This window comes from Fructilactobacillus sp. X3R5C2 (genome assembly GCF_059901175.1).
On sequence record NZ_JBWXVC010000001.1, the window covers coordinates 209648 to 233719 of the forward strand.

Here is a 24072-nt window from a genome sequence, read left to right on the forward strand (position 1 = left end):
TTCTCCCTTATTCCCAATTTTCTTTTTGAAACGTACTTACATTTCCGTGGACGACGTATTTTGGATTTTGATCATTAGCTTGATTGACGGCATCAATCAACTGGTTAGTTTGATTGTCATATTGGGCAATTTTAATCAAGAATGGAACTAGATCATCTTTCCAAGTCAATCGTTTATCAAATCCGTATTGGATCCACACACTGTTGGTTTTGGTGTCGTTCCAAGCACTGGCACCATGATACGGACGATCATCGATCAGAATTCCACCAACGTAGTGAACGAGACTCTTATCGTGAGTCATTGTGATTTTTTTGTAAAAGGGGCTTCCTTTTTCCTGACCAAAGTAGCGTTGAATCCACGCTACCTTATCCTGCCAAGCACTTGGATTGCTCCACGGAGCAGTAGTGAGGATGTACAAATCATAATATTTTTTTAATTGATTAACACTTTCAATCGCATTTTCGGTCGGATCAAGATCCTTAAAGATGCCGGGGATCCGATCAGGACGAGCTCCGGTTGGTAATGATTTCGCCCGTTGGTTTAGAACAGGGATGGTATTAACTAACACGTTATCCATGTCTAAAAATAATTTTATTGGTTTGTTTGCTTTCATGAAACATAAGATTCCTTTCCTTTTTGATCAATAAATTAATAATCAAAATTATTTAAGCTTGGATAATTAGAACATACCACATTATGATTAATTTGCCTCAAATGAAAATTGAGCTCAATCCAAAAAAAGACCCAAACTCATCCCTTAATTAATGAATTTGCGTCTTACAAATATTAATTCCTAAATTATCTTGCCCAATGATTGATTGGACCATATTTATGACCAACTTGGATCTCGTCTTCGATTGCGCCATCAACGTATTGTTTGGCAATCTTAATGGAATCGGCAACAGTGTGTCCTTTTGCCAGTTCAGCGGTAATGCCAGCTGAAAGAGTATCACCAGTTCCGTTTTTACGGTCGGTGGTAAAATAAGGGCCGTCGGTATTAAAATGTTTGCCGTCTTCAAGTAAAACGTAGTCAGAAACCTTGGTCTGACTAGGGTCATCATGGCGTCCTTTGACAATTACGTTACTAGCCCCCATGTCCTGCATGGCTTGAGCTGACTTTGCCATAAAGTTGGGATCGTCAACGTCTAAACCAGTCAACTTTTGCGCTTCAAAAAAGTTCGGCGTGAGGACGGTTGCCATGGGAACCAGTTGGTTTTTCATGGCGTCAAAAGCATCCGTTTCTAAAAGCATGGTACCAAATTTGGTGGTGATTACTGGATCAACCACGAGGGGACCAAAGTCATAGAGCTGATAATCTTTTACGACCGTATTAATGATGTTAGCGTCTGATAACATGCCAGTTTTAGCAGCCAAGATGTGAAAGTCATCACCGAGGTCTTTAAATTCCTGGTCAATAAAACTAGTCGGCATGTTAACACTATCGTGAATCCCATATGAATTACCCGATACACATGCTGTGATAATCGATGCCCCGTAGACCCGACGGGCAAAGAAAGTGTTTAAATCAGCTTGGACGCCAGCACTACCGTCGCTATCGCTTCCAGCAATCGTTACTGCTTGTGGATAATCTTTAGCCATTTTTTGCGTCTCCATTCTAGTTTGATTTGATTTTTACCTGTTCCATGTATTATAATACTAAGAGCTGATGTATTTAAGGAATTAGACTTAATTGGAAGGAGTTTTTCATCATGAGAATTTGTCATCCAAATGGTGTCCAAGGTCGTCGTCCGATCGACACTAAAAAACGTAAAGCAAAACAAAAAGAAGTAGCAGACTTACAAAAGTTTTTGAAGCAAAAACCTGCTAAATAATTGAACTAATTAACTTTTACTAGACGTCTGATTATTGATTTATTTTGATAATTAGTGGTCTATTTTTTTGTGCTTTTTTATTGATAACCACTGAGCAAGGTGTGATAATGATGGTGAAAATTATGGGAATGGGATGATAAAAATGGGAGTTGTAGGTTTCTAACCTAAAATGATTTTTGTAAATGAGTTCTTAATAAAGGAGACTGAAAATCATGACTGATGTAAAAATTCCCGACTATGACAAAAATAATATGCCTAAGACCACTAAAAGTGCGGTCTTAGAAAAAATGTTTGATATTGATATGAAGGACACTAAGTTAAAGAAAATGGGTCCAACTGATGTTTTGATTAAAGTTGTGGCAGTTGGAATCTGTGGTTCAGATGTTCACTACTATGACCAAGGACACATTGGTGATTTTGTGGTTAAAAAACCCTTAATCTTAGGACATGAAAGTTCTGGTGTGATTGTAGCAGTGGGTGATCAAGTAACCGACTTTAAACGTGGTGATCGAGTCGCAATGGAACCGGGTGTTCCCTGTGGTCATTGTGAGGCTTGTCGAACCGGTCATTATAACCTCTGTCCTAACATGCAATTCATGGCGACCCCGCCAGTTGATGGTGATTTAACTCAATTCATCGTTTATCCACAAGACTTTGTTTATCACATTCCTGAAAACGTTTCTTATGAAGAGGCGACTCTAAATGAGCCACTATCAGTTGGCGTTCATGCTACACAGAAATTGGGAGTTGACGTGGGATCTACTATTTTGATTTCAGGGATGGGACCAGTTGGATTGCTTGCGATCTTAGCTGCAAAGGCCCATGGTGCTGACACCATCATTGTTAGTGATACCGAGCAACTCCGACTTGATACCGCCAAGAAGCTGGGAGCTACTCATGCAATTAACATTAAAAATGCGGATGTTTTAGACGAAGTTAAGACCATCACAAATGGAACGGGCGTTGATTACGCCATTGACGCTTCAGGATCAGTTCCAGGTGAACAAACTTCACTTCACGCACTGAAGCGGGGTGGCAAAGTCGCCTACATTGGTGTCCCAACAACCGACCAAACGCCACTGGATGTTCCGTTCATGACTGACCATGAAACCACCATTATGGGGATCTTTAGATACTGTAACAACTACAAGACTGGATTAAAGATTTTAGCTAAAAACACTGATAAGGTTGATAATCTATTAACTAACTTTTATCCACTAGATGAAACGAAAGCGGCTCTTGAAAAATCAAGAACGGATAAATCGAACTCTTTAAAGGTTATCATTTACCCAAACGAGCAGCTGCGAAAATAGATTAAACTTGAGTTCTGCGTTTCTTTAGCGCAGAACTTTTTTTATTTAAAATAATTTGATAAAACAGTAGACAGTTAATTAATAACTGTGTATACTTGTGAACAACAAATTAAGTAATTCATTATTGCTGTGTAGTTCAGTTGGTAGAAACGCTTCACTGTTAATGAAGATGTCGCTGGTTCGAGCCCAGCCACAGCAGCTACAAAAAAGCACCCCTCATTTGATTGAGCGGTGCTTTTTTGTGAAATTAGTTAATCAAAAACCCAAATTCAACTCGGGACTTTTGATATTAATGCTTTTTACCCTTTTTAGCTTTTTTTGGTTTACTTTTTTTAGGTTTTGGCATTTGTCTAAGCTGGTCTTTCATGCCTTCAATTTCTTTTGCATGCTCTTGTTTCCATTCTTTGAATGAAGATCCTGAATCAGAATCGGCTGGTTTAAGGCCGGTATCTAACCAGAATAATGCTTCTGATAGACTAGGGAAATTGTGCAACCAAAGCGTCTGACCATTCTCTGAATCGAAAGCAACGTATGAGCGGGAGCGCCGCTTTAAGAAAGTATGCTTTCTAATCTTAAACGCTTCCCTTTTTCTAGTTAAGAAGTAATCTGGTAAAATGTACTTACCGGGAGTCATTAACTTGGGAAAACGTTCATTTTTTTGAGCATGACGGTCCTTGAGCATTGCTAACGCTTGATCAACTGTAATTAATTTTGCAGCTATGTCAGCCATTGTATGAATCCCCTCCTGTATGTTATTTTCGCATAAATATTACAAAATGCAAAATGATATGATTAAATGTAATAATTAATTAAGATTTTAATTCAAATGGAGCTAAAATGGCAAAGAATAAGAAGTATTACGCGGTAAAGCAGGGGAGACACCCTGGAATTTATCCGACGTGGGAACTCACTAAAAAGCAAGTTGATGGATTTTCGGGAGCTGAGTATAAAAGTTTTACAACTAAAAGAGAAGCTGGCGCGTACTTATATGGGGTTCAATTTGAAAACCATCCGGTGGAAAGTAAAGTAGGTAAACGCCCAACCATCATTGTATTTACCGATGGTGGTTCCAGAAATCACGGTAATGTTGCTGGTGGTCACGTCAAATCAAACGATAAGGCGGCGTGGGCATACCTAATTGATGCTCCGACCGGTCAGCACGTTGATTCAGGCGGTGAGTATGGGGTGACTAATAATAGAATGGAGATTATGGCACTCGTGAAAGCTTTGAAATGGTTGTTTGATCATCAGCTTAACGACCAGAGTGTTGGGGTTGTCAGCGATTCAAAATACGTTTTAAACGCCATTACTAAACACTGGATTGACGGGTGGAAAAAGCGCGGATGGAAACGTAGTGGCGGAGAACTTAAAAATAAGGAACTCTGGCAACAATTGGATGATTTATTGAAACAGTTTCCTAACATCCAATTTGGTTGGACGAAGGGTCATGCCACAAATAAAGGGAACGTCTTCGTGGACGAGAAATTGAATCAGACTATGGACAAAATGTAAATTTTCCTAATAATAAGGTTAAGACCTAAAAGGAGTGATTCAATGACGAGTGAAAGAGAAAAAATGACTAAGGGAGAATCTTATAATCAATTTGATAAAGAACTGATTAGTCGAAGGATCCTTTGTCGAAAGCAGTTGCAGGAGGCTAATAATACCCCTAATAATGAGAGGCGGAACCAACTGATTCAATCCTTGTTAAAAAAGAGCGGACCAAGATTCTTTGTTGAGACTGGGATGGAGTTTGATTATGGCTTTAATATTTACATCGGAGACAACTTTTACGCTAACTACGGATTAACGCTGCTTGATACGGCTCCAATCACATTTGGTAAAAATTGTTACATAGGTCCTAATTGTGGACTTTATACAAACGTCCACCCGTTAAACGCTAAAAAGCGAATCGCGGACGTCGAGATGGCCGCTCCCATTACCATCGGTGATAATGCCTGGTTTGGTGGTCATGTCACCATTGTTCCCGGCGTAACCCTCGGAAACAATGTGGTGGTTGGTGCTGGAGCTGTTGTTACCAAATCATTTGGAGACGATGTGGTTTTAGTCGGCAATCCAGCCAAAGTATTAAAAAAGATTGATAATAATTAGTGAATTTTACTTATTATCTTAGTTGTGTATAATGATAGTGAAAGATAAGTAATTATCATTTGTGTGACCTTTACAACGCTATGCAAGTGGCTCTATGAGCACCATACATAGCGTTTTTTGTTGTGAAAAAAGCGTTTGGAGGGATTTCTTTATTTTTAAAAAATTTAATATTGATAAATTCGTCTTTATTCCAACCTTATTAATTTTTGGAATTGGTTCAATCATTCTGATTATTGGTGGTTCCAAGTTGCAAGGAGTACTAGCGGTAGCCTTAAATTGGATCACTAATCAAATGGGATGGGCCTATATGGTGGTTTACATAATTAACTTCTTATTTTTTATGTGGTTAATCTTTTCAAAGTATGGTGCTATCCGCTTGGGTGAGCCCCACTCCAAACCAGAGTATAGTGATTTGCAGTGGGGCAGCATGGTCTTTGCGACCGCAATTGATGCCAGCATTTTAATGTTGAGTATGGTGGATCCGCTTCGATACTTGCAGCATCCTCCCTTTGGGGCTAAACCATTTTCACAGAGTGCTTATAATTATGCGCACATGTTTGGTCAGTTTAACTGGGGACCAATGGCATGGATGATGTTTGCTCCGGCCACGATTGCCATTGCTTATATTCTATTTGTTAAACACGGCAAGGTACAACGCCTTAGCTCTGCCATTGATTTTATTCAAGGTGAGGCTAGGTGGAAGTATTACACCAGACAGCTAGTTGATTTTCTGGTTGTCTTTGGAATTATGGGTGGTGTTGGATCATCGGTTGGAATGGAAATTCCCATTATTTCTAATGTTTTAAGTCGTTTATTAGGGATTCCAGATAATTTGGAACTTAAAACTGCGCTCTTTGCGGTGCTATTTGTGATCTTTGCCTGGACCGTTTATAAGGGATTAAATGGTGGAATTGATCGTTTGAGTGATGCCCATATTTGGACAGCCATTATTTTCTTAGCCTTTGTCCTGTTAGTTGGTCCAACTATTTATATCTTAAGTTCAGAGACCAACAGTTTGGGACTCTTGGCTGATAAGTTTGTTTCCATGTCGACTAATACCATTCCCAATGGAACTGCGGACGTTGCCAAACTGGAAACGATTTTCTACTGGGGCTGGTGGCTGTCATACATGCCGGTCATGGGACTCTTTATTGCTCGTATTTCTAAAGGACGAACCATTCGTTCCACTTTGATTGGAATGCTTGGTTACGGTTCAGTAGGATGTTTAAGTTTTTATGCAATTCTTGGTGGCTATTCGTTATGGTTACAAAGGACCGGACAGATTAACTTGGTTCATATTTTGAATACTCAGGGGCAGGCTGCTGTCATTACTGCTGTATTATCCAGTTTGCCCTTTAAGGTAATTGTTTTTGTCGTTTACTGTATTTCGTGTTTTATCTTTCTGGCGACGACCATCTCGTCCTCAGCTTTCATTGTTTCCTCATTTACAAGTTTAGGGTTAAAGGAGGGACAGGAACCAACCCAGTTTAACCGAATGACATGGGTTGTTGTCTTTGTCTTATTCTCGTTTGGACTAGTAGTTGTCGGAGGATTTAGCACCATCCAGACATTCTGTGCGATTGCTGGATTTCCATTAATGTTTGTATGTATCATGATATTGATATCGATTTACCACATGGTTAAAAATGATGAAGGAATCGTGCTTAAAAATAAAGCAATGGACAATCTAAGAATTAAACAAAAAAAGGAAAAGATGCGTCGTATTCATGCTAAAAAAATGGTAAAAAGTATTGAAGACGCTCAAAATGGTGCTGGTGAAGCGTCGCTACCTGATCCTAATAAAGAATAATGAGTTAATAATAATCAGTGGGTTGCTACTGATTATTTTTTTATTAAAAATCATAAAATTAATGATATGATGTTATTGAAAGGGGATGGAGACAATGGAAAAATTTAAACCATTGACATTTGAAAGAATTTTATTGACAGTTGATCCCGACGATAGTAAGTCAACGCAACGGGCTTTTCGTTACGCAGTTACTATTGCCATTAAGTTTCATGCGGCACTTGGAATTTGCTCGGTGTTAGAAAATAATGATATTAATATTTATGATTCTTTAACACCAAGTAAAATCGAAGCAAAACGGGATCATTTACGAGAAGTGGTTGGTAATTACACCGATCGAGCAAGTGACGCTGGCGTGGAGGACGTAACCCCCATTATTTCGGTTGGTGGGAACATTGACGATGAAATTTTGGATGCCATTGCTCCCAAGTTTAAGGCAGATCTCTTAATTTGTGGAGCTGATGCGACCGGTGAACACGGTAATCGTAGTATTAGTGTTAAACTGGTTAAGCAGTCTAAAATTTCAACGATTATCATTCGTTAGTCTAAAGTTTTTAATAAGAAGTAGGGTAGGTAAGGGTTTTGTCAGATAAGTTAAGAGATTTTTTTAATGAAGGTACCACCGATGAGATTACTAAAAAGATGCTTGGAACGTTACTGGTTTATCATTCTCCAAAGGGGTTGATGAGCGGATACGTTACCGAAGCGGAAGCCTACCTGGGACAAAGAGATTCAGCAGCGCATGCCTATCAGGGGAAAAGGACCCCATCGAACGAAGCCTTGTATGGTGTTCCTGGCACGATTTATATCTACTCCATTCATGGTCGACTTTGTTTGGACGTTGCTGCTCAGGCTAAGGACGTACCAGAGGGAATTTTGATTCGTGGAATCGAACCTTATCAAGGGATTGACTTGATGAAACAAAATCGTAAGAAAAATGGTTTTGAATTGACTAATGGCCCGGGAAAATTAATGGATGCCTTGGGGATTTATGACAAGGATATGAACTTGATTGAGCTTGGTAACACCGCCCTTGACTTAGACATTGATCATGTGAAAGTCCCAAAAGAAGTGGTCGAATCGGGACGAATTGGGGTTAGTGACCGAGGAACTTGGACGGACAAGCCGTATCGTTTCTACGTTAAAGGGAACCCTTATGTGTCTAAGATACCTAAGCGTGATATGGATTTAAAAACATACGGATGGAAATAAGGAAGGGATGCTACTTTCATAAAGTAGCATCCCTTTAAAATTGTTTTATTTTTCATTGTACAGGTTTTTTAAACCATGAATGTCACTAAGACCAATCTGATTAGGATCAAGTGAATTATAGTAGGTGTCATTTGGGAACATGATACTTTCTTGAGCGTGATTGTGCTTAAGCCCCATTGCATGACCAAATTCGTGTTCGGTTGTTAGTAGTTGCTGCTTGTAAGTGTATTCCATGTTGCTCATTACCCGCGGATTGAGCGTGATTTTGGCACCTGACTGATAAGTGTGATTTTTAACGTTGACGGTTTTAGTGAGATTTAAAGTAACTCCAGCGTACCGATTGCCCTTCCAGAAGCCAGTATTACTATTGGTAGTACCAATGGTTGTCGGAACTTTGGTTTTGGAACGAATCCAGGTAAAAGCGTGCGTTTTATTCCAGTTTCTGGCAGCTTGTTCAATGATAGTTTGGTACGATTGGGGAGTTCCTCTCCGAATATAGTATTTGGCGGTGGGGTGTTCATAACGAAAACCAATGTTAGGGTCAACTTTCTGATCAGCTTCAGTGGTCGAGCTCGTGAGAGAACTAAAGGCAATCATTGAAATTAATAATACCATTAGGGTTCCCACAATTTTGATTGATTTTTTCATTTTTGGTCCACCTTTCATTCCTGATTTAGTCTGAAACAAATCCATCTTAGCATAGCGAAACAGGATGGAGAATAAAAAAAGAAATGGGTCCGAAATTCTTAATGATTTCGGATCCATTTTAATTACTTTTATTTTTTGAACATGTATTTAGCGTCAGCAACGTGATCCTGAGAAGTGAGAATTTTAGGACCATCTTCGGTGATTGCTAAGGTGTGTTCGTATTGAGCTGAGTATGAACCATCTTGGCTAACGTAATAGGTCCAATCGTCTTTTTTATCATAGTCATCTTTGATTTTCCAAGTACCGAGGTTAACCATTGGTTCAATGGTAATGGTCATGCCCGGTCTGAGACGCATTCCATGACCGGCAACCCCATAAGCTGGAACAGCTGGATCTTCATGAATGGAAGGCTGGATGCCATGTCCAATTAATTCTCGGACATCACCCATATGGTTTTCGTCTTCAACGTAGTGTTGAATGGCAGCACCAATGTCTCCAATTCGATTACCAACTTGAGCTTGGTCAATGCCAAGGTAAAGTCCCCTTTTAGTAACTTCCATGAGTTTCTTGATCTTAGGTGAGACTTCACCAACCGCGTATGACCAGCAGGAGTCACTTTCAAAACCGTCCTTATTGACACACATGTCAACTTTGACAATGTCGCCTTCCTTTAATTTTAAGCCCCGACGCGGGATTCCATGGGCAACTTCATTGTTGATTGAGATGCAAGTCCCGTAGTTATAGCCGTCAAAGCCCTTTTCTGATGGAGTAGCCCCGTGGTCAGTAATGTACTTGTCAGCGAATTCTTCAATTTCCCAAGTATCAACGCCCGGCTTAATGATTTTTTTCAAACCATTGTGGACACCAGCTAGAACTGCACCAGACTCGGCCATTTTTTTAATTTCACGATCTGATTTTAAAGTAATCAAGTGAATATCTCCTTTTATTAGTTGGATAAATTATTTTTTCTTCAATAATTAAAATTAAATAAAGCGTAAAAATAATTTTTAATTACCAAATTTAGTTAAAATCTCACACCTCTAATATATCACTACTGGGCCTATTATTTCTAATCATAAATTAACCGACGTCTTTGTGAAAGAACATCACATTTATTTTTATAAAATTTAAAGATTGATGGGGATCGTGTTACAATATCAATTAATTAAGTGATAAATTAATAATTATTCTAAAATATGAAGCAAGATATCTGGTTTAGTTAACAAGTTGTTGTTAAAGAAGATTACTTTTTATTCTTTGAGATAAAAGAGGCGACGAGTTTGGTAGCAAAAGTTAAATATGTAGGGCTTTTTCTATGCAGCATGGTTTTGTTAGTGTGCCTATTTTCCAGAGTTGTAAGAGCCGATGGGTTAGTTGATTACTCCCAAAATAATGATACCAACGTGGGCCTAAACGTGCAGGGAAGATTTAATGTTCCAATCATCAATCCCTTTACCCCAAGTGAAAATTCCAACATTGGTGCTAATGGAGCGGCTGGTGAGAATAATGATCAAGATGCCGTCGATTATGTCCCCAAAGATTTAACCTTTCAGGCTCTCAGTGACCCACATTTTGCGGATAGTCCGTTAACTTCAAGTGGCTCTAGCACGTCTAAAGATGGAAGTCAGAATAACTTTGTGTTTGTCCAAGTTCATGACTTTGGTGATACCGGACCAATGGAGTTAAAGGCCACGCTTGAAGCCGATGGGAATGGAAACGGGTTTGTTAACGGTGATGGAGATGCCCTTCCCGGAGCGTACATTGAATTAAAGAATACCCAACTGTTTCAATATGACATTGGGGATGCTGTGTACAATAATCTCTCACAACCAGCGTCACCAGACAACATTGGAACGACCACCATTACGACTGATGCAGATGCTCCGGTAATGTTGTCGAATACTAATAATGGCCCCGCTGATCAGTCAATGACTCCGGTTGGTTCGTTTGGCGTGTATGAATTAGCGTGGACGTTAGGAGATTTCCGTCTGGAAGTTCCGTTTAATAGTAATAGTTTTACTGGCTATGATAAAGTCCCTAGTCAAGATAATGAATACAACGGCACAATTGATTGGAATTATGCTCCTCAGGTTCACTAAAAAGTTAGGACCCTAATTATGAAAAAGTTCGTTAAATCACTATTAATCACGCTGATTGCTTTATTTATGGTGGTAGTCTTGGCCACTTTGACGACTTCGGCTGCTAGTATGAGCAGTACGGCCCCAATCCAGGTCAAGATTGATGACAATTATCATGTGTCACATGATAATTCATACTACCAGATTATAACTAACCAAGCACGTGATTATCCAATTGCTGTCTCGTTAACTAACTTAAGTAAAACCAACGCTTGTCAGATTAGCACTCGAGTTGATTCTGCGTCCACATCATCTAAGTTGGCGTTATTTTTTAATAATAATCAAAGTCAGTTTCGTGGATTACCCGTTAACATGCGCCAAGTGGTCTCATTTAATGAGTTAAGTGATCGTGATTTTCAGTTAGCTCCCAGGCAAACTCGGATCGTGAAAATGTCCCTCAACCTAAATAATGATAATTTTCGCGACTTTAATGGCGAAATCCTTGGTGCAGTAACTTTTACACAAGATGCGCCGGCAGTTAAAGGTGAGATTAATAATCAATTTTCTTACACCATCCCGATTGAAGTTAGAAAAGGGAAACCGCAAGGTAGTGAGATTAAGGCAACCAAAAACGATCTCAAGAAGGATGCTGTCAAACATGCAATGTTTACTTTTGGACTAGTAAATAAAAAACCGGCCATGTTGGATGACGTGAAAGCTAATGCAACGTTGAAGAACGTGACGTTCAATCAACTTATGACGAGTACCGACGAGATTAGAAGGGGTCAGATAGCCCCCAACAGTGAATTTGCGATCAAACAACCACTAAATAAACAATTATTGCCCGGTAGGTACGTTGCCACCGTTAATCTCAGTGGTAAGAATTCAGTTAATGAATCACCTAGTCACGTTAAATTACAAAGGGAATTTATCGTTAGTCCGGTTGACTACATCAGGACATTTTCAGATCGAACACTCTTGATTATGATCGGAATTATAGTTGCGTTAGGCCTGATTGTCACAATTTTGGCATCTCTAGTAATGTTTAATCATCGAAAACACAAGGTGTAAGTCTTAAATCAGGGAGGAATGAACGGTGAAAAAGGATAAATGGATCCAACGAGTAATTCTCGGTGGAGTGACCATATTATTTATAGTGGCTTGTACGATCCTATTCTTATATACAACGAGTTCAAATCGTTCTGCTTCAGTAAAGGCCGAAAGTAATCCTCAAACAGCTAGTCATGCTCATTCTGCTAGTCAAAGTAGTTCGTTTAAAAAGACAAGTTCAAATAGTGATAATCCGGATCAGGCGTCATCTGGAAACGACCAGAAGACAAAAACCTTAAGTAACCATGATATGGACCAAAAGAATGGTAAGTACACACAATTAATGCAAGAAAGTCAGAATGACGAAAGTGATTTTAAGGCGGGTAAGTACGTGCCAGCCACCAAGTTGTCGGCTGCGCAAATTAAAACGGCTGATTTATCGACTGTCTCGGTGGGCGACTGGAGTAGTTTTGTTGCGGCCATCCAGAATTCAAACGTCGATCATATTTTAATTGCAAATGATTTTGCCGCTCCTGATACCGGAATGCGACAGGTCCAGGCTGCTTCTCGTCTAAGTGGCAATCTGGTGGTCGACGGACAAGTTACCGCTTCTAATAGTAATCCGGACGATCAACACGTTAATGGTCCAACGGTTGATTTAGGCGGTAATAGTTTTGATTGGCATGGAAATAATAGAAGCAATTCGAATGGGACATCCCAGTTTCCAGACGTTCAGGTTAACAACTTGAACGTGTATGGTGGTAATTATTATGGGATGTTTTGTGATAGCAACGGTGGAATTCATGGTGATGTACAAACTTACACCAATTATTCGTATACTGGTTCCCAACCGTTTGTTAACTATGGTGGATTAGACGTTTTAAAGGGCCAAATCCGGTTGAACCAGGTTAATCGGTATTCAGCGATGGGGCGAACTAATACTAATATTTCCTTTGGTGGTCAACAACTGATGGAAGCATGTGCATTGTGGATTGCCGACAGTAATGACAGTTCCAATCCAACTAACGTTAAAACCACCAGTAATAACAATTCTTCTCTTCCTAATTTTGAAATTGGTGACTGGGGAGACGAACGATGGGATCAGCGGATTCAAAATGTTCCCACTAATCCTAATACTGGTCAACCCTTTAATCTGGGTCAGATTGCGATTGGTAACAATGTCAATGTCGATATGGATGCGACCGCTAAAAACTCAGTTGGTGGTGGTAATAGCAACAGTTCAGGTCAAACTTCTGGATTTGATCTGGGGCGTGGAAATAACCAAAATGACTTTAGTATTGGTAATTACTCCAAGGTTAATATTGATATGACGCCTGGTCATACGGCCATCACTTCTTATAATCGAGCAAATAGTAGTGCTCAATCTGGAATTAATATTGGGAGTTCAACCCTAACGGTCAATAGTAATCATGGTTACGGAAGCCCAGCAACTAATCGTCCAGGCATATTTGCTAACGGGGACATTACCTTTGCTCCTAATCAGGTTGCTGGACTTGACCCAGGTTCTGATCAACAGCCAACCTTAAACATTGATAAAAATGTTCAAAATAATGACTCAAGAATGGCAATTCAGTCGCTAACTGGGAACGTTGATTTACGTAAACTAGGGTATGGCGATCTGCGGATGAGTAATTATAGTCATCCGGTTAACGAACCAATTATTTCGGTTAATCGCGGTCGTACAACCGGGAGCAGACAAATTGAGTTTGGTGCTAATCAACCATTCTCAGCTTGGAACTTAACTAATTCTGATAATGACGGTTCGCCTCAGTGGAGTTGGGAACAATCACCGGCTAGTGGCTGGTCATATCCAAATGATACCTTTCAACCCACTTCGTTTGATCCATATCAATACTCTCGTTTAAAGGTGGGGACTTCCCAGTCTGAAGGTAACCTGCAGTTTGACCATTCATTAAATGATGCAAGGGATTCGAAGTACTCGTACCAGATTGACGGAACCGTCACGGATGACAACGGTGCTCCCTATGCAAATGCATATGTTAGTTTAACTGGTGATCCGAATATCCAACCCAATGTTGGTAACAACGATAGTATCCCAAATGATGGTTACGCCTTTGGATATCCAATGTTTCAACCCAAAGCTCCTGATAATATTTCCAAAAGGGAGTACGTCGCTAAGACTGATTCTAACGGGCACTTCAATTATACGTTGCCTAAAAGGAACGGACAGCAAACCTACCTGACTGCGAACGAAACCATTACGGCTTTTGCCGCTGGATATAATGATTCCAGCTGGTTTTACACGAAGGAGACCCCAGAACCAGTTGACGGTGTTAATAGCCCAGGGGTGATTAATCCATATCAACCGCAAACACAGGATGACAATGGCTTTCCACAAAATGTCGATCCGGGTGACCAAGTTGCGGGAGCTAACAACCCTGCTGACAATAATGATCCGGCAATGTTAAGACTCGACGCAGTTCCTCAAAGCATGCAATTTAACATGAACGGTGGGAATGCGTCACCGATTAATGGTCATTTGGCGGTTCCAATTTCTGAGCAGGGAACTTCGTTAGCTTACAATCCAAATAGTTCGAAGCCAGGGATCTTTACCCAGTTTACTAATTCTGTTGGTAGCGAAATAAATGATGACGGTTGGAACTTATCGGTTACGGCTACAGCAAATGATAATCAAGGAAACCTGTTAAATGATGCATCGTTACTTTTGGGTGGGTCCCCACTTGGTGATGGTTTTCTCCAAGAGTTAAGTACCCCAAGTGGCATGGGACTTGCGCAGTGGAATAAAACGGGAAACAATCTTTCCGACCTCATTAACTTTAATGGACAGGAAACCCCGATTGTCTCAAGTAATGATGTGAGTTTAGATAATTCAACCTATCAGACATTTTGGAATTTGGATAACATTAAATTGAACCTAGATGAAGAAGTTTTAAGGGATAATAAAGCGGGCCTTGGTGGCAATTCACAGAACTCTAGTGGAACGCTGACTTGGAACCTGTCACACGGGCCTTCTGAGGGCGACTAATGATTAAGACGATGATAATTTAAGAATTGTTGTCGTCTTTTGTGCGTAATGAATGATTAAACTTGGAAATTGGAGTAGCGTTATAATGAAAATAGTTCAAAGATTAATGGTGATGATAGTTGCACTCGGTGCTTTTGTTCTTTTCTTCTTACTTGGAAGTATTTTTACCCAGGCCGATACACAAAATCAGGTCCCACTGGAAGTTCTTCCTCAGATAAAAGATGTGAAAGGCCAACAAAAAAGGGCTGATTATTTCGATATTAAGGCAACTCCTGGGATGAAACAACAGCTAAAAATCCAGTTGATTAACCGAAGCACTAACATGCCATTAAAGGTTAAATTGGGAGTTAATCCCGCTACTACTTCTGGAGCTCCTACGATTAGTTACGCTAATAAAGAGAAAACTAATAACCGTCAATTTCCGATTGAGAAGTTGGTAACTTTTGCTAAAACTTCCGATCAGTCGGTTTCACTTCAACCGCAACAAAAGCAAACCGTTGTTTTAAATCTAAATGTTCCGAATGACAGGCGATTTCAAGACTTCAAGGGAACCATTCTTGGTGGCCTTTACGTTGTCGAAGATAATGGCAACCAGTCGTCATCACCAGTCAATTCACTGTATTCATATTCGGTTGGAATTCAGTTAAAACACGGAAAACAACCTGCTAACATCAAAATGAATGGGATTAAGATGCTGAATGCTAGTAATCCTAATTTGATGGAAGTCAAGTTATCAAATGACAGAGCAGCGGTGCTTGGAAAAACCAAGATTAAGACTGACGTTACACCGATTAACAGTATGAATGCTTTAGACTCACATACAACTTTTGATGCCGTAATCGCGCCTAATAGTTCGTTTAATTACCTGGTTCCTAAGTCCGCTAACCAATTACCGAACGGACGCTATTTGCTTCACTTAAAAATTATTTCTAATGATCCTCAATTTAAGGGAACTAAGGTCTGGAACTTTACGCGTGGGTTTACTGTCAATAACCCAATTTCAGCGACTCATTCAATAAATAAAGCGGTTTCAAAGAGCATCTTCTGGTTGGTTATGTTAATATTGTTGTTGGGTATCATTGGTATCTGTCTTTATTTCTTTTTTGCCGGAAGAAAACAAGATGAGCTATAAATCTAATAAGACTATGTTTCATACACAATTGTGTATTATTATTTGGAAACCGGTGCTTGCGTGTTCCGGATTTTTTGTGCGGGATTTTTGTGTCACTGGGATTCCTAATTTATGAACAAAGGAAGAGTGATTTTTTGGAAAAAGCAGCAAAGAAAAACATTTTTTTATTTGCGATTGGAATTGCCATTGTTGTGGCTGGTTTTCTTTTTATTGAATTTGGGATCAACGTTGATGGTGTAAAGCGTGGCGAACACACCCCCATTTTATTTGTATCAGACCTAAATAAAACTTCCAAGGCTGCTAACCACCTGACGGTTACTTCTAGTCGTGAGGGCGGCGAGTATGCCATGAAGATTAATGTTTATCCGGACGGTAAGATTTATTACCATCCTAACGGAAATGTACACGCTAAGTATCCGATTATCAAGGTCAACTTTACCGACAATACTGCTTCCACGGTAATTCAGGCGAAGTGGCTGAATGAGATTCTCGTTCATTTAAATCATAAGTACCATTATCAACAATATAATGCTTTAGGATTTGGTTCTGGGAGTCTAACGATTTATCAGAACGCCGTGGCATATGGTCAAGAATCGAATCATATGCGACTGACTAAGTTCATATCAATTGGTGGACCATACAAGGGCATCATGCCGGTAACTGATGTTATGAACCATCGCTACCCGAAAGTTAGTGAATTAAAGGATGCCTCTAAGAGTTTTCCGAAAGGTGTGAGTGTCCTCAACGTTTACGGACAATTGAGCAAGACAAATAAATCTGACGGACGAGTTACTACTTCGTCTGCTCGTGAATTAAGAAAGCTTGTCCCGGGCTCTGACTATCAGGAAATTAAAGTAAGCGGAAGATCAGGTCAACACAGTAAGTTATTAAACAATCAGATGGCTTCAAGAATTATTGAAAGATTCCTGTTCGCTGAATAATCAAACAAAAAGCGAGATCACAAATTAATGTGATCTCGCTTTTGTTTTAATTAGAGTTGGTTAACGACACCTTTTTCAACGGCACGGCTTAATGCTTGAAGTTCGTTAATCTTTGATTCAATGAGGTATTGACCCTTAACTTCACTCTTGTCTTTAGCATCTTGTAATTGTTGGTCTAAGAATTGAATTTGTTTATCGATATAATCAGTAAGTTTCATATTATGCACTCCCATCTGTTCTATTTTTCACTTACATCCTACCAGATTTGAACTCGTTTATCAGGTTTTAAGTACATCTGATCTTTGGCGGTTACGTCAAAAGTTGTGTAAAAGTCATCAAGATTCTTAACTTGAACAGATGCCCGAAGTGGGGCAGGTGCATGCACGTCAATTGATAGTAATAGATTCTGGTATTCTGGGGTGGCTTTCATCCGCCAAATCCGACCCCAGTTGGTAAAGAACTGGTATAAGTCAGTATTATCACCATTTTTAGCGGCTTCTTCAGCACAGCTAAGACCACCCGCATCAGCGATATTCTCTGAAACGGTCAATTTACCGTTAACTTTACCACCCGCAAATGGAATGCCGTTGAATTCGTCAATCATTTTCTGGGCTAACTTGGAGAAGTGTTCGTGATCGGACTTGGTCCACCAATTATTCAGGTTACCATACTGGTCGAATAAAGAACCATTATTGTCAAAGGCGTGTGAAATTTCATGAGCCATAACCGCTCCGATTCCGCCATAATTAGCGCTTTCGGGTTGATCTAAACTGTAAAATGGTGCTTGTAGGATGGCAGCCGGGAAGACAATGATGTTTTTAAAGGGGTGATAGTAAGCATTCACGGTGTTGGCACTCATTTCCCAACGTTCTCGTTCCACTGGTTTGTTCCACTTTGAGAATTCGTCTTGGTTGGCAATTTTTTCAAAGTTAAGTAGGTTACTTAAAACCGTGCCACCATCTTTTTCCTCGGTAACGTGAAATTTCTTGTAAAGCGGATCTAATTCATCAGGATATCCGACTTGAACTCCAAGGGTAGAAAGCTTTTTAGTTGCCATCTTCTTAGTGTCGTCGCTTAACCATTGGTTGTTTGAAAGTCGGTTTTTATATACGTCGATCATACTATCAACCATTTGATGAACGTCAGCTTTGGCTTTTTCACCAAAGTATTTTTTACCGTAGTAGTCACCAACCACTTGATCAAAAGTTCCTGATGCAAGGTAGTAGGCGGCCTTCTTTTTATTAGTGGCTTCCTTCTTGCCTGAGAGCGATCTACTATAGGTCCCACCAACTACCCGGAATTCGTCTGAGAGAGCGCCACTGTACCCATTAAGTGTCTTCACAAGCATCCAGTCCTTCATAAGCTGGAAGTGAGATGAAGTTAAAAGTTCGGAAAGATTACTAAAGAATTGGGGTTCGGTGACGATGATCTTTTCAGGAAGGGTACCCACTAATTGGTTAATGGTTTCCTTTAGGTTCAAGGCATTGGTTGACCGAGCTAATTCGTCGGTACTTTCTGGGTTGTACATTTTACTGTAGTCAGCAGCTTCTTCAGCTGACTTGACGTTTGGGGCGATTAAGCGATCAAATTCAACCGCATTTTCAACGATCTTTTGACTGTCGTTCTCACTATATCCAGCCATTTCAAATAACTTGGTGGTCATTTTAATGAAGATTGGCATTAAGGTTTTGGCCGCTTCATTATCTTTTTCGTAGTAAGTTTTATCTGGCATAAAAAGGGAAGGTCCACTCGCAAAGAGGGCGTTCACTTTCGCATTCTTCATGTCAGGATCAAGTCCCAATGAAAATGGGGTTGGGAGTCCAGAAAGGATCCAATCGGGGAGCTGATCGTTTAAATCATTGTAATTTTCCAGATTACTGATTCGGTCAAGGACTGGCTTTAAAGGCTTAACACCATCTTCATCACGCTTTTTGAAGTTATTAGTCATGTTATAGAACTTTTTGTATTCCTCGAGTTCAGGGGTTTTAGCAGGTAACTTTCCACTTGATAGGTCGGCTGAATCCTTCATTAAGGTCTTGTCGATATCATCAACTAGATCCATGAAACCACCGGTTGACGAGTGATCAGACGGGATGGTTGCTTGTTTAATCCATGCTCCATTAATGGCGTCATAGAAGTCGGTTTTTAGTTCCGACTTATCAATTGGAAATTCTTTGTTAGTCATAGTCATTGTCCTTTCGAATTTTTTCTCATAATTAAATGGTATCAAAAAAGTCTCATGAATGTTGTTCATGAGACTCATTTTTTTCGATTATTTATTTTTTTAGGTCTTCAATTGAGTTAACGTTCTTCATGTACTTCGGAACAGCTAAGCCAACTTTAGCCTTGTCAATACTGGTACCAACGATTTCAACGTTGTTTTTGTACTTCTTGTACATCGGTGCCATCGTTGTTGGCAACCAACCAGCAGTTGAAGCATCGGCCGATCCAGTTGAAAGGGCCGTCCACATTGGTTGAGCTTCCATTGCTGAAAGGGTTGGTTTATAACCCTTCATCCGTAGCAGTTGAGCAACCACGTTGGATGATGACAATTCAGAGTCCCAGGAAACGAGGACCAGTTTAACGGGTTGACCGTGTCCCTCAGGAACACCGTTAAGCCACTGTTTAACTAGTTCGGGGTGTTTATTGATGAATTCTTTTGATGCTTTTTCAGCATTTTCACCCTTATCAATCTTAAACATGACTTCACTCATTAATTCGTCGTTCCAGTGGAATTGTCTGAGAAGTTTTGTTGCCCCAGGATTTTTCTTTTCAAATCCCTTGTGGATGATAGTTTGAATGTGTTCACCCTTACCATAGGCGTTCTTTGGATCTTTTAAGAACTTGATAGGATACTTTTGAAACATCCAGTGCGGGGTCCAACCAGTAATTACGATTGGTTGTTTGTACTTGAGCGCTTTATCAAGAGATGAAAGCATGGCAGCAGTAGAACTAGCCTGAAGTTGCCATTTTTCTTTCTTAAGTCCATAGGTGTTTAACGCCTTGGTGGTTGATGACATGATTCCGGCTCCGGAATCAATTCCGGTTATTGTGTAGTTAACTTGTGGTCCAACTTTAGCGTTGGGATTGTACTTTGGTGGATTTACACTACATGCGGTTAGAGTTACCGCTAAAAGTAACGCGGAAGTGATTCCTAGAATCCATTTTGTAAATTTTTTATTCATTATTTATTTGCTCTTGCATCAGCTTTATTGGCACCACCAAGGCCTTTACTGATTTTATCAAGAACAATGGCAAGAATAACGATTGCGATACCCGCTGCAAAACCAGTACCAACATCATTTCTACCAACTGCAAAGTAAACGGCTTCTCCAAGCCCCATTGTACCGATCATTGAAGCAATAACTACCATTGAGAGGGCAAGCATGATTCCCTGGTTAATCCCTGACATAACGGTTGGTTTTGCTAGTGGGAACTGAACTTTGAAGAGTTTTTGCCATGCGGTACAACCAAATGATTCCGATACTTCAAGATATTCACTTGGGACTTGTCTAATTCCAAGGTTGGTCATGTTGACGATTGGTGGAATTGAGAAGATTACGGAAGCAAATACACCAGGAACTTGACCGATTCCGAATAAAGCAACGGCAGGGATCAAGTAAACAAAGGCTGGCATGGTTTGAAGAAATGACATGATTGGACTCACAATGGTTTCTACAATTTTACTTTTAGCCATCCAGGTTCCAAGTGGAACTCCAATGATGACGATTAAAAGACAGGTTGTCAGAACCAAGTCCAAAGTTTGAGTCATGTCACGCCAGTATCCTTGGTTCCAGATTAAAAGGAAGCCAAGAAGTTCAAAGAGCATGAAGCCCCAGTGCTTTGTTTTGCGAAATAAGAACCATGTTCCAAGTAGGATAATGACAATAAACAACCAAATTGGGATAATGTCAAAAACCCATTGGATTCCGTTCATAACGGTATTTAAGAAAAGCGTAATTGCATTAAAGAAACCAGCAAATCCAGTTAACCAAGCAAAAAAGTCATTGACCCACTTGGCAATGGGAATTGCACCAATGCTAGCGATAGATAACAAACTATTCATTAGTTATCTCCTCCTTTCTTCGTAGCCATGGCATCAAGAACGGCACTTCTCAAAATAATACCCTTCAGATGTTTTTCGTCATCAACCACCGCGTATGGGATTGGTGATTTAGAGATGGCATTGAACAAGTCACCGATTGGTGTACTTGGAGCAGTAGTTGGAATATTTGTTTTTAATGCGATGTGAAGATCTTTTTCGTGTTTATCAATCATTTCGTTGACGTCATCAGCGTCGACAATTCCAACGAAGTGGTCTTGTGAATCAACAACAAAGATACTTGAGATTTGGTCTTCCTTCATCCGACGAAGGGCTAACTTAGGACCGTCTTTTTCGATATTAACGGTATTTGGCTTAACCATGACGTTGTATGCGGTAAGAATCTTAGAACGATCAACGTTTTCGATGAATTTCTTAACGTAATCATTTTTAGGATGATCAAGTAAGTCTTCTGGTGTATCAACTTGAATGACGTCGCCATCGTGCATCATCATGATCCGATCACCAACTCTTAGTGCTTCATTTAGGTCATGACTGATAAAGATAATGGTTTTATGCAACTTCCGTTGTAGTTCCAATAATTCATTCTGCATTTCCCGCCGATTCAATGGGTCAAGAGCTGAGAAAGCTTCGTCCATCAAGAGAATATCAGGATCATTAGTGATGGCACGTGCTAAACCAACTCGTTGTTGCATTCCACCAGATAGTTCAGTTGGATAACTATCGTCGTATCCGTGAAGACCCACCATCTCTAGTGATTCGTGGGCCTTTTTTTCACGTTCTTCTTTGTCAACGTCTTGAACTTCAAGTCCAAAAGCAGCATTTTCAAGGATGGTACGGTTAGGAAGTAAGCCAAAACCTTGAAATACCATACTCATTTTTTTACGACGAAGGTTAAGTAATTGTTTCTTATCAAACTTCATGATGTCTTCTCCATCTAAGTAGATGGATCCAGAAGTAGGGTCAATCAAGCGATTAAACATTCTTAACATGGTTGACTTACCCGAACCAGATAGTCCCATGATAACGAAAATTTCGTTGTTTTTAATTGAGAAGTTAGCATTATCAACTCCAACTGTACTACCAGTTTCTTCAAGAATTTGAGCCTTATCTTCTCCCTTAGATAAAAGTTCTTGTGCTTTTTTAATATGAGGACCAAAGATTTTAGTGATGTGATCAACTTTGATTTTTTCATTATTATTTTGAGCCACAGAACTCCTCCTTTCGATTAACACTGACAATTAAAGTAAAAATATCTACATTAACCAACTTAACAAGTACAACCGTATATGTCAACTTTTCTACCATTTATAAAGCGCGGCACACCGGTTTTTACGGGTTCTATGTCCTTACTCTGATGTAGGTTCTCGTAATGTAATTTTATTTTAAAATTAATGTTAAAAGATGAGAAATGTGTTAGAAGAATTGTCCGATCCCATAGTGAATGATCATGGTAATGATTCCCACGATGACGTTTCTAATTACCGCAATCTTCACCAGACCATTCCCAAGTTCGGCACTTAAGAATCCGGTGATAGCTACAGCAATGATGACAGCGATGATAGTTCCAGGCCACTGAAGTCCGACGGGAAGCAGCGTCATGGCAAGTAGTGGGAGAATTCCACCAAGTGCAGCAGAACACAGCGACGAGAAAGCGGCACTCCACGGACTTAGATATTTCCCTAACTGAAGGTCATATTTGACGCTCACTACCGTTTCAAGCGGTTTTTTTGATAATAAATCCTTTGCAATTTTAGTTGCCGTTTCTTTACTAACCCCACGGCTCATGTAAAATTGAACGACACTTGCCATTTCATCATCGAAATTGGTTTTTAAAAGCTTGCTTTCGGTTTTAACGGCCGCTTCCTCAGTGTCACGTTGGGAACTTACTGAAGCATATTCTCCTCCTGCCATTGAAAAGGCACAGGCAAGCAGATCCGATAGTCCGGCAATGAAAATAGTGAGGGGATTCGTAGTAGCTACAGCAACTGAAAAAAGGACTCCAACGACAGTGAGAATTCCATCATTTGATCCAAGAACGCCGGCACGGAGATTGTTCAATTTCTCATCCATGGTATTGTCGTTATTATCTTTTAGTTGTTTCTTTAAATGAAGACGCATCTGCTTACCTCCTAAAATGCTAATCCGACTAAACGACCAACAAGGTAGGCAACGGTCATGGTTACTAACCCCGAAATGACGTTTCGTATCAGTGACTTAGTCCGGTTAGCGTTTCCAAGAATGGCAGCAACGTATCCGGTGATTGAAAGTGCCAAGACGATGGCAATGTAGGTCCCAAGCACGCGATATTGCGCTGGTGCAACGAAAATAGTTACCAGGGGAAGAATTGATCCAGTTGGAAACGAGATCATTGATGCGATGGCAGCGGCATAAGGATTAGTGAAATCATTTCGATCAAATGAATATTTTTCACGAACCGCGGTAGTGAGGGGATCCTTTTGCATCATTTCGGAAGTTGCTCTTTCAGCCAGGGCGTTTGCCATTCCGGTTTTAAGGTACTTATTTTTAACGTAGTTAAACTCGTCATCATAATGATTTTTAAGGCCTTGTTTAACAAGATCAATTGCCTGACGTTGTGAATCTTTCTGGGTGTTAACCGAGACGTATTCTCCCATCGTCATGGATACCGTTCCGGCAAGCATTCCCGCTAAACCTGAAATTAGAATTGCCCAATTACTAGTTGATGCACCAGCGACCCCGAGGACAATTCCAGCAACCGATAGGATCCCATCATTGGCACCCATAACACTAGCCCGCAAAACGTTGATTTTCTGGGCAAGCGATGTTTTCATTTTTGACATAACTGACTCCTCCAGTTTATAATGATTATAATCT

Annotated in this window: 24 protein-coding genes and 1 tRNA gene; 13 read left to right on the top strand and 12 right to left on the bottom strand. The window is 40.1% G+C overall.

What is annotated here, in order from left to right; all coding sequences use genetic code 11:
- Positions 1 to 7: 7 nt before the first annotated feature.
- Complete coding sequence (locus AC6UD4_RS01045) at positions 8 to 613, bottom strand: 5' nucleotidase, NT5C type (protein WP_500693450.1); 606 nt, start codon at positions 611 to 613, stop codon at positions 8 to 10.
- A gap of 185 nt (positions 614 to 798) precedes the next feature.
- Positions 799 to 1599: a bifunctional hydroxymethylpyrimidine kinase/phosphomethylpyrimidine kinase gene (gene thiD, locus AC6UD4_RS01050; protein ID WP_500693451.1), complete on the bottom strand. Its 801-nt coding sequence runs from the start codon at positions 1597 to 1599 to the stop codon at positions 799 to 801.
- 110 nt (positions 1600 to 1709) lie between these two features.
- Between thiD and AC6UD4_RS01055 the strand changes: the two genes are divergently transcribed.
- From AC6UD4_RS01055 to AC6UD4_RS01065, 3 genes are all read left to right on the top strand, one after another.
- Positions 1710 to 1832: a hypothetical protein gene (locus AC6UD4_RS01055; protein ID WP_010022570.1), complete on the top strand. Its 123-nt coding sequence runs from the start codon at positions 1710 to 1712 to the stop codon at positions 1830 to 1832.
- A gap of 212 nt (positions 1833 to 2044) precedes the next feature.
- A complete protein-coding gene (locus AC6UD4_RS01060) occupies positions 2045 to 3145 on the top strand; it encodes an NAD(P)-dependent alcohol dehydrogenase (protein WP_500693452.1) in 1101 nt (366 codons plus the stop codon).
- Between the two features lie 125 nt (positions 3146 to 3270).
- A tRNA-Asn gene (locus AC6UD4_RS01065) sits at positions 3271 to 3344 on the top strand.
- Between the two features lie 90 nt (positions 3345 to 3434).
- Here AC6UD4_RS01065 and AC6UD4_RS01070 read toward each other — a convergent pair.
- The gene (locus AC6UD4_RS01070; protein ID WP_500693453.1) at positions 3435 to 3875 is read right to left on the bottom strand and encodes a hypothetical protein; all 441 of its coding nucleotides are present in this window, start codon (positions 3873 to 3875) and stop codon (positions 3435 to 3437) included.
- Positions 3876 to 3982: 107 nt separating this feature from the next.
- On the opposite strand from AC6UD4_RS01070, the gene AC6UD4_RS01075 reads away from it, so the two are divergent.
- From AC6UD4_RS01075 to AC6UD4_RS01095, 5 genes are all read left to right on the top strand, one after another.
- A complete protein-coding gene (locus AC6UD4_RS01075) occupies positions 3983 to 4657 on the top strand; it encodes a ribonuclease H family protein (protein ID WP_500693454.1) in 675 nt (224 codons plus the stop codon).
- Positions 4658 to 4699: 42 nt separating this feature from the next.
- Complete coding sequence (locus tag AC6UD4_RS01080; RefSeq protein ID WP_500693455.1) at positions 4700 to 5257, top strand: sugar O-acetyltransferase; 558 nt, start codon at positions 4700 to 4702, stop codon at positions 5255 to 5257.
- A 94-nt stretch (positions 5258 to 5351) separates the two neighbouring features.
- A complete protein-coding gene (locus AC6UD4_RS01085) occupies positions 5352 to 7067 on the top strand; it encodes a BCCT family transporter (RefSeq protein ID WP_500693456.1) in 1716 nt (571 codons plus the stop codon).
- A 94-nt stretch (positions 7068 to 7161) separates the two neighbouring features.
- Positions 7162 to 7608, top strand: a complete 447-nt coding sequence (locus AC6UD4_RS01090) for a universal stress protein (protein WP_500693457.1) — start codon at positions 7162 to 7164, stop codon at positions 7606 to 7608.
- 38 nt (positions 7609 to 7646) lie between these two features.
- Positions 7647 to 8276, top strand: coding sequence for a DNA-3-methyladenine glycosylase (locus tag AC6UD4_RS01095; RefSeq protein ID WP_500693458.1), 630 nt, complete (start codon positions 7647 to 7649; stop codon positions 8274 to 8276).
- A 45-nt stretch (positions 8277 to 8321) separates the two neighbouring features.
- Here the strand turns inward: AC6UD4_RS01095 and AC6UD4_RS01100 are convergent, their stop codons facing one another.
- Together AC6UD4_RS01100 and map are read right to left on the bottom strand one after the other, a co-directional pair.
- Positions 8322 to 8924, bottom strand: a complete 603-nt coding sequence (locus AC6UD4_RS01100; protein WP_500693459.1) for a matrixin family metalloprotease — start codon at positions 8922 to 8924, stop codon at positions 8322 to 8324.
- 128 nt (positions 8925 to 9052) lie between these two features.
- Positions 9053 to 9853, bottom strand: a complete 801-nt coding sequence (gene map, locus AC6UD4_RS01105) for a type I methionyl aminopeptidase (RefSeq protein ID WP_500693460.1) — start codon at positions 9851 to 9853, stop codon at positions 9053 to 9055.
- 351 nt (positions 9854 to 10204) lie between these two features.
- Between map and AC6UD4_RS01110 the strand changes: the two genes are divergently transcribed.
- The 5 genes from AC6UD4_RS01110 to AC6UD4_RS01130 all read left to right on the top strand — a co-directional run bounded on the left by AC6UD4_RS01110 (position 10205) and on the right by AC6UD4_RS01130 (position 17153).
- Entirely contained in the window at positions 10205 to 11023 is an 819-nt protein-coding gene (locus tag AC6UD4_RS01110) for a hypothetical protein (protein ID WP_500693461.1), read from the top strand.
- 18 nt (positions 11024 to 11041) lie between these two features.
- On the top strand, positions 11042 to 12073 hold the full coding sequence (locus AC6UD4_RS01115; protein ID WP_500693462.1) for a WxL protein host-binding domain-containing protein: 1032 nt from the start codon (positions 11042 to 11044) through the stop codon (positions 12071 to 12073).
- Positions 12074 to 12098: 25 nt separating this feature from the next.
- Positions 12099 to 15080, top strand: coding sequence for a pectate lyase-like adhesive domain-containing protein (locus tag AC6UD4_RS01120; protein WP_500693463.1), 2982 nt, complete (start codon positions 12099 to 12101; stop codon positions 15078 to 15080).
- An 85-nt stretch (positions 15081 to 15165) separates the two neighbouring features.
- Positions 15166 to 16212 (top strand): WxL protein host-binding domain-containing protein, encoded by a 1047-nt coding sequence (locus AC6UD4_RS01125; RefSeq protein WP_500693464.1) that lies wholly within the window; start codon positions 15166 to 15168, stop codon positions 16210 to 16212.
- Positions 16213 to 16346: 134 nt separating this feature from the next.
- Entirely contained in the window at positions 16347 to 17153 is an 807-nt protein-coding gene (locus AC6UD4_RS01130; RefSeq protein WP_500693465.1) for an alpha/beta hydrolase, read from the top strand.
- A 50-nt stretch (positions 17154 to 17203) separates the two neighbouring features.
- Here the strand turns inward: AC6UD4_RS01130 and AC6UD4_RS01135 are convergent, their stop codons facing one another.
- The 7 genes from AC6UD4_RS01135 to AC6UD4_RS01165 all read right to left on the bottom strand — a co-directional run bounded on the left by AC6UD4_RS01135 (position 17204) and on the right by AC6UD4_RS01165 (position 24038).
- Positions 17204 to 17371, bottom strand: a complete 168-nt coding sequence (locus tag AC6UD4_RS01135) for a hypothetical protein (protein ID WP_010022596.1) — start codon at positions 17369 to 17371, stop codon at positions 17204 to 17206.
- Between the two features lie 38 nt (positions 17372 to 17409).
- On the bottom strand, positions 17410 to 19338 hold the full coding sequence (locus tag AC6UD4_RS01140) for a M13 family metallopeptidase (protein ID WP_500693466.1): 1929 nt from the start codon (positions 19336 to 19338) through the stop codon (positions 17410 to 17412).
- Positions 19339 to 19429: 91 nt separating this feature from the next.
- On the bottom strand, positions 19430 to 20338 hold the full coding sequence (locus AC6UD4_RS01145) for a glycine betaine ABC transporter substrate-binding protein (protein ID WP_500693467.1): 909 nt from the start codon (positions 20336 to 20338) through the stop codon (positions 19430 to 19432).
- Entirely contained in the window at positions 20338 to 21219 is an 882-nt protein-coding gene (locus AC6UD4_RS01150; RefSeq protein WP_500693468.1) for an ABC transporter permease, read from the bottom strand. The genes AC6UD4_RS01145 and AC6UD4_RS01150 overlap by 1 nt, the downstream gene beginning before the upstream one ends.
- Positions 21219 to 22427 (bottom strand): quaternary amine ABC transporter ATP-binding protein, encoded by a 1209-nt coding sequence (locus tag AC6UD4_RS01155; RefSeq protein ID WP_500693469.1) that lies wholly within the window; start codon positions 22425 to 22427, stop codon positions 21219 to 21221. Before AC6UD4_RS01155 ends, AC6UD4_RS01150 begins: the two co-directional genes overlap by 1 nt.
- A gap of 205 nt (positions 22428 to 22632) precedes the next feature.
- Positions 22633 to 23337 carry a VIT1/CCC1 transporter family protein gene (locus AC6UD4_RS01160; protein WP_500693470.1) on the bottom strand — a complete coding sequence of 235 codons (705 nt, stop codon included), beginning with the start codon at positions 23335 to 23337 and terminating at the stop codon, positions 22633 to 22635.
- Positions 23338 to 23348: 11 nt separating this feature from the next.
- A complete protein-coding gene (locus AC6UD4_RS01165; protein ID WP_500693471.1) occupies positions 23349 to 24038 on the bottom strand; it encodes a VIT1/CCC1 transporter family protein in 690 nt (229 codons plus the stop codon).
- Between the last annotated feature and the right edge of the window lie 34 nt (positions 24039 to 24072).